9 protein-coding genes are annotated in these 13028 nt (G+C 68.6%); 5 read left to right on the top strand and 4 right to left on the bottom strand.

Annotated features, from left to right (window positions below; translation table 11 throughout):
- Position 1: 1 nt before the first annotated feature.
- Genes LWE61_RS03690 through LWE61_RS03710 form a run of 5 tightly spaced genes read left to right on the top strand, consistent with a single transcriptional unit; the run spans position 2 to position 6490 of the window.
- Positions 2-1771, top strand: a complete 1770-nt coding sequence (locus LWE61_RS03690; RefSeq protein ID WP_234148686.1) for an ATP-binding cassette domain-containing protein — start codon at positions 2-4, stop codon at positions 1769-1771.
- Positions 1768-2889 carry an ABC transporter permease gene (locus LWE61_RS03695; RefSeq protein ID WP_234148687.1) on the top strand — a complete coding sequence of 374 codons (1122 nt, stop codon included), beginning with the start codon at positions 1768-1770 and terminating at the stop codon, positions 2887-2889. The genes LWE61_RS03690 and LWE61_RS03695 overlap by 4 nt, the downstream gene beginning before the upstream one ends.
- Positions 2889-3992 carry an ABC transporter permease gene (locus LWE61_RS03700; RefSeq protein WP_234148688.1) on the top strand — a complete coding sequence of 368 codons (1104 nt, stop codon included), beginning with the start codon at positions 2889-2891 and terminating at the stop codon, positions 3990-3992. Before LWE61_RS03695 ends, LWE61_RS03700 begins: the two co-directional genes overlap by 1 nt.
- 5 nt (positions 3993-3997) lie before the next feature.
- Positions 3998-5443: an efflux transporter outer membrane subunit gene (locus LWE61_RS03705; RefSeq protein ID WP_234148689.1), complete on the top strand. Its 1446-nt coding sequence runs from the start codon at positions 3998-4000 to the stop codon at positions 5441-5443.
- 36 nt (positions 5444-5479) lie between these two features.
- Complete coding sequence (locus LWE61_RS03710; RefSeq protein ID WP_234148690.1) at positions 5480-6490, top strand: adenosine kinase; 1011 nt, start codon at positions 5480-5482, stop codon at positions 6488-6490.
- 452 nt (positions 6491-6942) lie between these two features.
- Here LWE61_RS03710 and LWE61_RS03715 read toward each other — a convergent pair whose 3' ends face one another.
- The 4 genes from LWE61_RS03715 to tsaD all read right to left on the bottom strand — a co-directional run bounded on the left by LWE61_RS03715 (position 6943) and on the right by tsaD (position 12995).
- The gene (locus tag LWE61_RS03715; protein ID WP_234148691.1) at positions 6943-9153 is read right to left on the bottom strand and encodes a putative bifunctional diguanylate cyclase/phosphodiesterase; all 2211 of its coding nucleotides are present in this window, start codon (positions 9151-9153) and stop codon (positions 6943-6945) included.
- Between the two features lie 86 nt (positions 9154-9239).
- Entirely contained in the window at positions 9240-10796 is a 1557-nt protein-coding gene (locus tag LWE61_RS03720) for a lipopolysaccharide biosynthesis protein (RefSeq protein ID WP_234148692.1), read from the bottom strand.
- Between the two features lie 133 nt (positions 10797-10929).
- Complete coding sequence (locus tag LWE61_RS03725) at positions 10930-11907, bottom strand: NAD(P)H-dependent glycerol-3-phosphate dehydrogenase (RefSeq protein WP_234148693.1); 978 nt, start codon at positions 11905-11907, stop codon at positions 10930-10932.
- Positions 11904-12995, bottom strand: a complete 1092-nt coding sequence (tsaD, locus tag LWE61_RS03730; RefSeq protein WP_234148694.1) for a tRNA (adenosine(37)-N6)-threonylcarbamoyltransferase complex transferase subunit TsaD — start codon at positions 12993-12995, stop codon at positions 11904-11906. The genes LWE61_RS03725 and tsaD overlap by 4 nt, the downstream gene beginning before the upstream one ends.
- Positions 12996-13028: the final 33 nt, after the last annotated feature.

A 13028-nucleotide genomic window follows, 5' to 3' on the forward strand; every position in this document is an offset into this window, starting at 1 on the left:
CATGACGGACGCGCCCGCCGTTCCCGGTAAAGGCCCGGTCGCCACGGCGACGGCTATCGTGAAGCGGTTCGGCAAGGGCACGTCCGCGTTGGTTCCCGCGCTGGACGGCGTGGGTATCGAGATTCGGCCGGGCGCGATCACCGGGCTGGTCGGCCCCGATGGCGCGGGCAAGACGACGCTGATCCGCATCCTGGCGGGCCTGATGGCCCCGACGGAGGGGGAGGTCCGCATTCTGGGCGGTCCGCCGGCGGATGCGCTGGACGACATCGGCTATATGCCGCAGCGGTTCGGCCTGTATGAGGAACTGACCGTCCTCGAAAACCTCGCCCTCTATGCGGAGGTGCGCGACCTGCCGCCGCAGGACCGGCAGTCGACCTTCGACCGACTGCTGGACTTCACTGACCTGAAACGCTTTGGCGACCGGCAGGCGCGCAACCTGTCGGGCGGCATGAAGCAGAAGCTGGGCCTTGCCTGCGCGCTGGTCCGCACGCCGCGGCTGCTGTTGCTGGACGAGCCGGGCGTCGGCGTCGATCCGATCAGCCGCCGCGAACTCTGGGCGATGGTCGATGCGCTGAAAGCCGAGGGCATCGGTGTGCTCTGGTCCACCGCCTATCTGGACGAGGCGGAGAAATGCGACCGGGTCTATCTCCTCAACCATGGCAAACTGCTGTTCGAGGGCGTGCCTGGCGACCTGACCGGCGCGGTGCGCGACCGGGTGGTGCGGGTGACGGGCTTTGCGGAGCGCCGCCGCCAGTTTCTCTCCCACGTCCTCGACCGGGACGACATCGCCGACGGGACGATACAGGGGCGGGCGGTGCGCCTGCTGGTGCGGGACGGGCAGGCGGTGCCGGACGCCGCCGCGCTGAACGCGGGACCGGACACGCGGATCGAACCCGCCACGCCCCGGTTCGAGGATGGCTTCATCGATCGGCTGGGCGGCGGTCCGAAGGGGACCAGCCGCCTCGCCGCCGCCTATCGCACCATCCCCGAAACCGACCTATTGGCGATCGAAGCGAAAGGGCTGACCAAGCGGTTCGGCGCCTTCACCGCCGCGCAGGACATGAATTTCGCCATCCCGCGCGGGCGCATCTTCGGCCTGCTCGGCCCCAATGGCGCGGGCAAGTCCACGACGTTCAAGATGCTGTGCGGCCTGCTGACCCCCACCAGCGGCAGCGGCGCGGTGGCGGGCAAGGATCTGGGCCACAGCGCCGCCGACGCCCGCGCCTCGCTCGGCTATATGGCGCAGAAATTCTCGCTCTATGGCGACCTGTCCGTACGGCAGAATCTGGATTTCTTCGCCGGCGCCTATGGCCTTGGCCGGGCGGCGGCGGGGCAGGCGATCGAGCGGATGGCCGACATCTTCGAACTCGGTCCCTATCTTAAAAGCAATGCGGGCCTGCTGCCGCTGGGCTTCAAGCAGCGGCTGGCGCTGGCCTGTGCGGTCATGCACGAACCGCCCGTCCTCTTCCTCGACGAGCCGACCAGCGGCGTCGATCCCGTCACCCGGCGGGAGTTCTGGATGCATATCAATGGGCTGGTGGAGAAGGGCGTCACCGTCCTCGTCACCACCCATTTCATGGACGAGGCGGAATATTGTGACGAGGTCACGCTGATCTATCGCGCGCGCCAGATTGCCAGCGGCACGCCCGACGCGCTGAAGCAGCGGGCCGCCAGCCTCTCCGGCGCTGACGACCCGACGATGGAGGACGCCTTCATCGCCCTGATCGAGCAATCGGATGCGGAACGCGCCGCGACGGAGCAGGCCGCATGAGCCGCACCCGTTTTTCGCCGCGCCGCCTGCGCGCGCTGGTGGTGAAGGAGTTCATCCAGGTCGCCCGCGATCCGTCCACCTTCATCATCGCCTTCCTGCTGCCGCCCTTCCTCCTGTTCCTGATGGGCTATTCCGTCTCGCTGGACACGGCGCAGGTGCGGGTCGCGCTGGTCAATCAGGACAGCAGCGCACAGGCCCTCGGCCTCGCCACCGCTTTCGCCCGCTCCCCCTATTTCTCCGTCACCCCGGCCCGCGATGTGCAGTCCGTGCGCGGCGCGCTGGAGGGCGACCGGGAACGGGGCATCATCGTCATCCCGCAGGGTTTCGGGGAAGGGGTGCTGTCCGGCCATCCGCCGCCGATTCAGGTCATCACCGACGGGTCGCAGCCCAACACCGCCAACTTTCTGGGCGCTTATGCCGATGGGGTGCGCGCCGAGTGGCTGGCGTCGGAAACCGGCCGCGCCGCCGCGCCGCCGATCAGCGTCAACACCCGCTACTGGTATAATCCGGGGCTGGAGAGCCGCTATTTCCTCGTCCCCGGTTCCATCGCCATCGTCATGACCATGATCGGCACGCTGCTGACCGCGCTGGTCATCGCGCGTGAGTGGGAGCGCGGCACGATGGAGGCGATGATGGCGACGCCGATCAGCATGGTGGAGTTCGTCGGGTCCAAGGTATTGCCCTATTTCCTGCTCGGCCTCGCCTCCATGGCGGTGTGCACCATCCTCGCCATCATCTTCTTCCATGTGCCCTTCCGGGGGAGCGTGGCTGCGCTGCTCGCCATATCCTCGGCGTTCCTGCTGCCCGCGCTGGGCCTCGGCCTCTTCATCTCGGCGGCGACCAAGAACCAGTTCGTCGCCAGCCAGATCGCCCTGCTCTCCGCCTTTCTGCCGACCTTCCTGCTGTCCGGCTTTCTGTACGAGATCGCGTCCATGCCCTTTGCGATCCGGCTCATCACCTATGCGGTTCCCGCGCGCTACCTGATCCCGCCGCTCCAGACCGTGTTTCTGGCGGGGGACATATGGGGGCTGATCCTGCCCAATATCCTCATCATGCTCGGCTTTGGCGTCGGTTTCTTCTATCTCGCCTTTCGCGTGACGAAGCGGAGTCTCGACTGATGCGTCGCCTTCGCGCCATGATCGTCAAGGAGATGTGGGCCGCGCTGCGCGATCCCAAGCAGCGGCTGATCCTCATCATGCCCGCGCTGATGCAATTGTTCATCTTCAGCTATGCGACCACCCTGGACGTGACCCATGTCGACATCGGCGTGCTGGACCGATCGGGCGGCGTCCATGCCAGCGAATTGCTGAACCGGGTTGCAGGAAGCCCCACCTTCCGCTCCGTCGTGCGGCTGGAGTCGCCCGCCGCGCTGCGCACCGCCATCGACGACCAGCGGGTGATCGCCGCCATCGTCATCGACCCGGATTTCGACAGGCTGGTCGACGCGGGCCGCCCCGCCAGCATCGGCATGGTGCTGGACGGGCGCAAGTCGAACGCGGCGCAGATCGTCTCCGCCTATGTCAGCCGCATCGCGGGCGGCATGGGCGCGGACCTGTCCCCCCGCGCGGCCGCGATGATGGGGGAGGGCACGGTCGTCACCCACTGGTACAATCCCTCGTTGGATTTCGTCTGGTTCACCCTGCCGTCGCTGATTGCGATCATCACCATGATCGGCGCGATCGCGGTCATGTCGCAGTCGGTCGCGCGCGAGCGGGAACTGGGCACGTTCGACCAGTTGATGGTCTCGCCCCTGCGCATCCATGAGATCGTGATCGGCAAGGTGGTGCCGCCCTTCGTCATCGGCCTGTTCAACGCGACGCTGTTCCTGATCCTGGCGCCGCTGGTGTTCGGCGTGCCATTCACCGGGTCGCTGATCCTCTTCTACCTCGGCCTGATCTTCTACACGCTGGCACTGGTCGGCATCGGCCTGTTCGTGTCCGTCCTGTGCGGGACGCAGCAGCAGGCGTTCCTCGGCTCCTTCCTCATCACCATGCCGCTCATCATGCTGTCCGGCTATGCCAGCCCGATCGAGAATATGCCGGGCTGGCTTCAGATCGTGAGCCTGGGCGACCCGGTCCGTTATTTCCTCGTCATCGTGCAGGGCGTGTTCCTGAAGGCGATGCCCGCGGGCGCGGTGTTCCACCAGCTCTGGCCCCTCATCCTCATCGCCACGGTCACGCTGGGCGCGTCCGCCTGGCTGTTCCGCGCCCGCATGGAGTGATCCCGATGCTTCGCCAATCCCTCCTGATCCCCGCGATCCTGCTGGCGGGCTGCACCGTCGGCCCGGACTATCGCCGCCCGATGAACCCTGCCGCATCCGCCAACTGGGTGGAGCCTGCCGATACGGGCGCGGTCCATCCCCTGTGGTGGCAAACATTCGACGATCCGGCGCTCACCGCCCTCATCACCCGCGCCCTGCTCAACGGCCCGGACATGGCGGAGGCGACCGCGCGTCTGCGCGAAGCGCGGGCCAATCGCGACGCGGCGGCGGGCGGGACGCTGCCCACCCTGACGGCCAAGGGGTCCGCGACCGAAAACCGCCTCAGTGAAAATGGCCAGATCCCCATCGGCGCGATCCCTGGTTTCTCGCGCGATATGTCGCTCTTCGACGCCGGGTTCGACGCCAGTTGGGAGATCGACCTGTGGGGCCGGGACCGGCGCAGGGTGGAGGGCGCAAGCGCCCGCGCACAGGCCGCCGCCGCCTCGCGCAGCGATGTCATGGTGATGTTGGCGGCGGAGGTTGCGCGCAATTATGTCGACCTGCGCGCCGCGCAGGCGGATGCCCGCGCCCTGACCGGCATTGCGGAGGCGGACGCCGCCCTGTCCCGCCTGATCCGGCTGCGCTTCGCGGCGGGCGAAGCTTCCCGGCTGGATGCGGAGAGTGCCGAGAGCGCCGCCCGCGCCAGCGCCGCGGCCATCCCGGACGCCCGCGCGATGGCGGCGGCGGCGGCCTATCGCATTGCCGCGCTGGTCGGTGCCCCGCCGGAAGAGGTCGCGCCCGACCTGATCGCGCAGCCGGCACCCCAGCCGCGCAGCCCCGCCACGATTCTGGTCGGCGTCCGGTCCGACCTGCTCCGGCGCCGGTCCGACATCCTGCGCGCCGAACGGGAACTGGCGGCCGCCACGGCGGACATCGGCGTGGCCAAGGCCGACCTGTTCCCGCGCTTTTCCCTGTTCGGCAGCATCGGCCAGCAGGCCCGCCGCATCGGCGACCTGGGCGATGGCGGCAGCACGCGGTTTCAGGTCGGACCCAGCTTTTCCTGGCCGATCTTCGCCGCGGGCACCATCCGCGCGCAGGTCCGTGCGTCCAGCGCCCGTGCCGATGCCGCCGCCGCCCGCTATGAAAAGGCGGTGCTGGGCGCGCTGTCGGACAGCGAGACGGCGATCAACCGGTTCCTCAATGCCCGCAGCGCGCAGGGGGATGCGGACACCGCCCTCGCCGCACAGGACGCCGCCCATGCCCTGGCCGTGCGGCGCACGGAGCGGGGCGAGGACGACCGGCTGGCTTTGATGCGCGCGACCCACAGCCGCCTCGCCATCGAACGGCTGGCCATCGGCGCGCGCCGGGCGGAGGCGCTGGCGGCGGTCGCCCTGTTCAAGGCGCTGGGCGGCTGGTGGATGGAGGGGCCGGTGGCGGTGCCGCCGCTTGCGCCCGTCCGGGCGGACCGATAGGAACCGCCAACCCGTTTCCAGACCAAAGGACATGCCTTGACCGAGCCAACTTCCGCCCCGACGCTTGATATTGTCGCCATCGGCAATGCCATCGTCGATGTGATCGCCCGTTCGGACGATGCCTTCCTGGCCACCCACAGCCTCGTCAAGGGTGGCATGCAACTGGTCGATACGGCGACGGCGGAACTGCTCTATGCCAATATGGGGCCGGGGATCGAGGTGTCGGGCGGGTCCGCCGCCAACACGCTGGCCGGCATGGCCGCGCTGGGCCGGTCCTGCGCCTTCATCGGGCAGGTGCGCGACGATGGGCTGGGCAAGGTGTTCAGCCATGACATTCGCGCGCTGGGTATCCGTTTCGACACGCCCCCCCGGACGGAGGAGCCGCCGACGGCCCGCTGCCTCATCATGGTCACGCCCGACGCGCAGCGCACGATGAACACTTTCCTCGGCGCGGCGCAGCACCTGCCGCCCGCCGCCATCGACCATGACCTGATCCGCTCGGCCCGCGTGCTGTATCTGGAGGGCTATCTGTGGGATCCGGAGGAGCCGCGTTCCGCCATGCGCGCCGCCATCGCCACCGCGCGCGATGCCGGGCGGGAGGTCGCCTTCACCCTCTCCGACGCCTTTGTGATCGAGCGCTATCGCGACGATTTCAACGCGCTTCTCGACGAGGGGCTGATCGACATCCTCTTCGCGAATGAGGTGGAGGTCGCATCGCTGACCCAGCTTGCCGATTTCGACGCGGCGGTCGCCGCCATCGCGCCGCGCGTGTCCACGCTCGTCGTCACACGCGGCGAGGCGGGCGCGATCGCGGTCAAGGGCGGTGAACGCTTCGAATGTGGCGCGTTCCCGGTGGCGGAGGTCGTGGACACGACCGGCGCGGGAGACCTGTTTGCGGCGGGCTTCCTCAGCGGCCATATCGCGGGCCGCTCGCCAGTGGACAGCCTCGCCATCGGCGCCATCGCGGCGGCGGAGATTATCAGCCATTATGGCGCGCGCCCGGAGGCCGACCTGAAGGCGATGACGGGCAGTTTCCTGACGGCCTGACTCTACGTTTCTCAGGAAAATGATTTTTCCCGAAAAAAATGCGGGGGTGCGGAACCAAAGCCGTACCTCCGCCGTTATACAGTCTCCATCGCACGGAAATCGATCCGAGATCTGGATGATGGAGAAGCGGAAGATCAGAGATTCGGAAACGAATATCGGTCATCCAAGGGAGCCCCGCCGCCACTGGTGACGGGGCTTACCCTTTGGGAGAGGATGCCCATAGGGCGCACCGTCCAGCAGGACGGGCGACCGGCCAGCGACTGGCACCCCGGTAAAAGGCCCCCCGGAAAGGGTGGGCAGTAAAGTCGCTTTTTCCTGAACAGTTTTGCCTGCTTACCCGGTTTGCGCGGGCTTTGCGCTGATTGGCGTCTGCCTGTCGTGGGGCGCTCAGTCGTGGGGTATCATATTCGTCAGCCATAAGCGTGCTGGACGTATCTGCCGTGATCGGCTGGTCAGCCCTGCGCCCGATTGCGAAGCGGCAGGTTGTCGCCCTGCCCGCCATCTCCGCCCCGCTCGCTGTCCCCGTCGCGGCCCAGCCGTGCCACTGTCTCTGCCAGCATTTCGGGCGCCACGGGCCGTCCATGCAGCCAGCCCTGCATCCGGTGGCATCCGCACGCCTTGACCAGCGCCGACTGGTCCTGCGTCTCCACGCCTTCCGCCGTGATTTCCAGCCGGAGCGCGCGGCCCAGCGCGACGATGGCGACCAGCATCTCTGCCGCGCCTTCCCCGACGTCGCCGCTGGCGGCCGCGTCGGACACGAACTGCTTGTCGATCTTCAGCCGGTCGAACTTGAGCTGGCGCAGATAGCCGATGCTGGCAAAGCCCGACCCGAAATCGTCCAGCGCCAGCCGGATGCCCAGTGTGCGCAATTCCTCCATCACACCCGCCGCCGCATCGGGCCGCCGCATCAGGTAGTTTTCGGTGATCTCCAGCTCCAGCCGGTCGGCGGGAAACGCCTCTTCCTTCAGGATGCGCGCAACGGAGTCGACCAGATGCGCGTCCCAGAATTGCGCGGGCGACAGGTTGACCGCCAGCCCGATGTCGAAGGGCGCGACGGCGCGGCACGCCTTGGCCAGCACCTGCTCGCCCAGCGCGCCGATCAGGCCGGTCATCTCCGCCAGCGGGATGAAGACATCGGGCGGGATCATCCCCTCGCGCGGGTGGGTCCAGCGGGCCAGCGCCTCGAAACAGACGATGCGGCCTGTCGCGGCGGACACGATCGGCTGATAGGCGACGTCGATGCCATTGGCGGCGATGGCGGTGCGCAGGTCATGCTCCAGCCGCTTGCGCACGTCATGGCCGGTGTCCATCCCCGCCGCATACAGGTGCCAGCGATTCTTGCCGCGTCCCTTGGCGCTGTACATGGCCACGTCCGCGCGGCGCATCAGCTCGTCCACGGTCAGCGCGCAATGGCGGGGCGTCGTCACCACGCCGATGCTGACCCCGACCCGCACATTCGCGCCGGAGATGGCGAACGTCTCCTGAAAGCCGTCGATGATCCGTTGCGCCAGCGCCGATGCGTCATGGCCCCGGCCGTCGGCGGCCAGCACGGCGAACTCGTCACCGCCCATGCGCGCGACCAGCGCATCCTCCCCGGCGAGGGTGGCGATGCGCACGGTCGCGGCGCGCAGCAGGTCGTCGCCCGCGCGATGGCCATACAGGTCGTTGACCTCCTTGAACCCGTCCAGGTCCATGTAGATCAGGCCGACCGCCCGCCCATCCAGCAGCCGCACCCGCACCCGTTCCAGCAGGACACGCCGGTTGGGCAGGGCGGTCAGCGGGTCGTGATCGGCATTATGGACCGCATCCGCCCGGCTGCTGCGCAGCGCGTCCATCGCCTGCCCACCCTGCCGCACCACCGATGCGGCGACCAGCGCGGACAACAGGATGATGAGGATCAGGCCGGGCAATATCTGGTCGCGCAGCCGTGATCCCGGCGTTCGCACCGCCAGGTCGACATGCGCCAGCGTGCGTCCACGAAAATCGGTGAGGGGGACGGCGCCCCGGTCCTGCCGCACGGTCAGCCCGACCAGTTGGTGCGCCTTGCGCAGCCGGGTCAGGAACGATCCGTCCACCTCATTGGCGATGGCCAGCACATATTTGCCGCCGGGGGGCAGCGTGACCTTGTGGGTCAGCGGAACCACCGCCGCCACGGCATAGATATAGAAATGGTCGCCCTGCCGGGTGAAGCCGCTGATCGACGGGGAATGGGCGGGGTCCATCCGCCGCACCGCCGCGATGCTCTCCGCAAAGGCGGGACCGAACAGCTCCGTCGCACCCTTGCCCGCGCTGGCGCGCGACAGGCTGCCATGGCTGAACGCATAGGGGGTGCTGCCGTCGGGCGCGATGACGAAGACATGGTCATAGCCCTGCGTCCGGCCCAGATAGGCGGTGACATTGTCGTCGATCCAGTCGGCGTCGAAATCGCGCGCGATGTGGCGCACGGCGTCGTCCCACATCGCATAATCCTGAAGATCGCGGCGCACCATGTCGACGTTTGTCCGCAGCGCGGCGGTCAGCGTGCGCGCCTCCCGCGCCGCCTCCATCCGGTCCTGCGAGGAGGTGGTGACATAGAGCAGCGCCAGGATACTGCCAAAGCAGAGTCCGACCAGGGCGAGCAGGGGCCAGAGATACTGGCCGGGGATGCGGCGTAACAATGACATGGCTTCTCTGACGCGACCTTTTGTCTGGCCATAGCGTCAGGGTGCTAGGGAGTGGTTAAAGTCCGCTTGGCTTTATGGCCGACAGGTTAGCCCCCGTCCGGTCCCTGATAGCAGGCCGGGGCGGGGGACGGCTTGGCCCCGCGCCGGAACAATTCCCGGTCGGCCGGGCCGAAACCGACGCGCCAGATGACGAGGCTGTAGGTCAGGATGATGGCCGGGATGCCTAGCAGTAACTCCGCCCATTCCAGGCTCCGGGGCAGGAGGGTGAAGGCGCCGCCCGCCGCGCCCGCCAGACCGCCCGCCAGGAACAGCGAGGGACGCCAGCTCGTCACCGGCGCCTGCACGATATGGCTCAGCGCGCGCGACTTGATCCACGACCCGGCGGCCAGCGCGACGGCCAGGCCCAGCGCGGGGCAGGCCGCCACCCACATTTCCGGCAGGGCGAGGTGGCGCGCGCCGATGACCAGCGCGAGGCTCAGCCCGGCCTGCAAGGCGATCGTGGCGATGGACAGCCACAGGTTCCGCCCGCGCGCCAGATAGACCAGCGCGGCCTCCGCCACCACGGACGGGGCCGATGTCGCCTCCGCCGCCAGCAGGAAGATCAGCGCGCCCGTCCCCGCCACGAACTGCGGACCCAGCACGCCCATCACCGCCTCGCCCGGTATGCCGATGGCCAGCGCGATGCCGACCTGCGCCGCGATGATCCAGAAGCCGACCTGGCTCACATGCTCCGCCACGGCGCCATATTTGCGCTCCGCGACATTGCGGGAGATGATCGGGCCGAGGATCGGCTCGAAACTGGTCTTCAACTTCTGCGGCAGGGACGAGAATTGCTGCGCCACATAATAGATGCCCGCCGCGGTGGGCGAGACGAAGAAGCCGAGTATCCACAGGTCCAGCCGCCGCGTGCCCCATTCGATCGCGTCGGCGGCGGCCAGCGGCAGGTTGCGCCGGGTCATCGTCCATAGTTGCATCGGTTGCGGCTGCCAGCCCTTGGGCAGGCCATAATGGCGCAACAGCGCCCAGATGGCGGTCAGGAAGGCCGACGTCATCGACACGACATAGGCCAGAATCAGGCCGTCGCGCGGGGAGTAGAAGAAGAGCGCGCTGGCCGCGATGCTGATCGCCCAAGGCTCGACGATCGACCGGGCGCGCACCGTCGCGCCAATGTCGTAGCGATAGGCGCAGGCGGCCAGCGCCACATCGGCGATGGCGATGCCGAAGATGATGAGCGGCAACAGCCGGTCGAGGCCGTTGATCGCGCTGTTGGGAAACATCGCGCCCGGAAAGGCGATCAGCGCCGCACTGGCCACGGCGGAGGCCATGACGGTCAGCAGCAGCGCGTCATAGACGACATGATTGTCCGGGCGGCTGCGCGCCGAAAGCTGTTCGGCCAGCCCGCGCTTAAGGCCCAGCGTCGCGATCTGCGCGGCAAATTCCACCACCAGCACGGCCAGCGCGAAACGGCCCAGCGTGTCCGCGCCATAGAGGCGACCCGCAACCAGCAGGAAGGGGATGCGCGCGCCCAGCCGCAGCATGAAGCCCAGCACATTGGTGCGCCCGCCCTTGGCCAGGGTGGCGAGATCGTCCTGCTTGTCCCGCCCGGTCGTGTCGGGAACCCCTGTCGTGTCGGCCGTGCTCAAGCGTCGTCGCCCTGCATTTGCATCCTTGCGCCGTCCGCCCGGTGTCGGACGCGGGGGCCGCCGCGACGGGCAGCCATGCCTGCTGCCCCGGTCAAACCGCGTGGTGCACCATATCGTTCCATTTTGAAAACGATCATTCCGACCGGATCGGCCGCGCCAGCAGCGTCGCGATCACGTCCGACACGGCGGCTTCATCGGACAGCAGGGCGCATACGGCCTCCACCACCGGCATGTCCACGCCCGCCGCGCGCGCCGCCTCGCGCAGCACGGGTGCGGTAAAGGCGCCCTCCGCCACGGTGCGCCGGTCGGCCAGCAATTCCGCCGCCGGGCGGCCTTCGCCCAGCCCCTTGCCCAGCGAGAAGTTGCGCGAGCTGGTGGAGGAGCAGGTGAGGACGAGGTCGCCGAGGCCGGACAGGCCGGTCAGCGTCTCGATCTTCGCCCCGCGCGCCAGGCCGAAGCGGGTCATTTCCGCAAAGCCGCGCGCGATGAGCGCCGCACGGGCATTCTGGCCCAGCCCCGCGCCCTCCACGACACCGCAGGCGATGGCGAGCACATTTTTGACCGCTCCTCCGATTTCCGCACCGACCACATCGGTCGACAGATAGGGGCGAAATGCTGGCTGGGCGATGTACGAACAGAGCCGGTCCGCCACCGCCGCATCCTCGCACGCCAGCGTGATGGCGGTGGGCAGGCCGCGGGCGACCTCATGGGCGAAGGTCGGGCCGGACAGGACGGCGATGGGGGAATCGGGATGCACCGCATGCGCCACTTCATGAAGCAACATCAGGCTGTCGGCCTCGATCCCCTTGGCGCACAGGATCAGCGGCTGGGCGTAGCGGGGCAGGTCATCGAGCACCGCCCGCATATGCTGGGCAGGCGTGACGATGAACACGGCGTCCACGGATTCGCAGACCCAGCCCGCGTCGGTGCTGGCTTCTATGGTCGGGGCGAGGGGGATGCCGGGCAGGAACAGATGGTTTTCGCGGCGGGCGTTGACGGATTCGACAACCTCGCTCTCGCGCGCCCACAGCCGCACGGCCTGTCCGTCGCTGGCCGCGACCTGCGCGAGCGCGGTGCCCCATGCCCCTGCCCCGATGACGCCGATGGTCATGCCTTCACTCCCGCCCCACGCGCTGTCTCCGCCGCCGGGTCGAGCGGCCAGCGGGGGCGCGCGGGGACCGAGAGGTCGTCCGTCATGCCCGCCGCGAACCGCTCCGCCCCGGCCCAGCCGATCATCGCGCCATTATCCGTACATAGCCAGAGCGGCGGCGCGACAAAGGGCAGGTCCGCGCTTGCCGCCAGATCGGCCAGCGCCGCCCGGATCGCCTGATTGGCCGCGACCCCGCCCGCCACGACCAGCGCGGTCGGGCGGCGCCCCGTGGCGGCCAGCGCGCGCCGGGTGCGGTCGATGAAGCAGTCGATCACCGCCTGCTGGAAACTGGCGCACAGGTCCGCCGCGCTCCATTGCCCCGTCTGCGATGCGCGCAGCACGGCGCTTTTCAGCCCTGCGAAGGAGAAATGGGGGTCCGCCGTGCCGACCAGCGGGCGGGGCAGGGGTACCGCCTTCGGATCGCCCAGCAGCGCGGTTCGCTCCACCGCCGGGCCGCCGGGGATGCCGAGGCCGAGCAGCTTGGCCGTCTTGTCAAAGGCTTCGCCCGCTGCATCGTCGATGGTAGTGGCGAGGCGGCGATACTGGCCCACGCCCAGCACCTCGATCAACTGGCAATGGCCGCCGGAGACGAGCAGAAGCAGATAGGGGAATTCCAGCGTCGGGTCGGCGAGGCGGGGCGAGAGGGCGTGTCCCTCCAGATGATTGACCGCGATCAGCGGCTTGCCCGCCGCCATCGCCAGCGCCTTGGCCGTGACGAGGCCGACCATGACCCCGCCGATCAGGCCCGGTCCCGCCGTCGCGGCAATGGCGTCGACGCGGTCCAGTGTCAGGCCCGCATCGGCCAGCGCGCCCTCCACCAGCGGGATCAGCGCATCGACATGCGCGCGCGCCGCATTTTCCGGCACCACGCCGCCAAACGGGCGATGGATCGCCTCCTGCGTCGCCAGCCGGTGCGACAGGATGCGCCGGTCCGACGCCACCACCGCGGCGGCGGTCTCGTCGCAACTGGACTCCAGCCCAAGGATCACGGCCCCGGACTGGCTGCCCGACTGGCTGCCCGATTGACTGGTGATGGAGGAGAGGGTCATCGGCCTTCCCTCTATCGCGCGTTGCGATTAGAG

The sequence above is a fragment of the Sphingobium sufflavum genome (genome assembly GCF_021403115.1).
In the GTDB taxonomy this organism is placed as follows: Bacteria; Pseudomonadota; Alphaproteobacteria; order Sphingomonadales; family Sphingomonadaceae; genus Sphingobium; species Sphingobium sufflavum.

Excerpts from the sequence above, each read along its gene's own strand:
- tsaD (WP_234148694.1), bottom strand. The coding sequence starts at position 12,995 with ATGACCCTCTCCTCCATCACCAGTCAATCGGGCAGCCAGTCGGGCAGC.
- LWE61_RS03725 (WP_234148693.1), bottom strand. The coding sequence starts at position 11,907 with ATGACCATCGGCGTCATCGGGGCAGGGGCATGGGGCACCGCGCTCGCG.
- LWE61_RS03690 (WP_234148686.1), top strand. The coding sequence starts at position 2 with ATGACGGACGCGCCCGCCGTTCCCGGTAAAGGCCCGGTCGCCACGGCG.
- LWE61_RS03715 (WP_234148691.1), bottom strand. The coding sequence starts at position 9,153 with ATGTCATTGTTACGCCGCATCCCCGGCCAGTATCTCTGGCCCCTGCTC.
- LWE61_RS03695 (WP_234148687.1), top strand. The coding sequence starts at position 1,768 with ATGAGCCGCACCCGTTTTTCGCCGCGCCGCCTGCGCGCGCTGGTGGTG.
- LWE61_RS03705 (WP_234148689.1), top strand. The coding sequence starts at position 3,998 with ATGCTTCGCCAATCCCTCCTGATCCCCGCGATCCTGCTGGCGGGCTGC.
- LWE61_RS03700 (WP_234148688.1), top strand. The coding sequence starts at position 2,889 with ATGCGTCGCCTTCGCGCCATGATCGTCAAGGAGATGTGGGCCGCGCTG.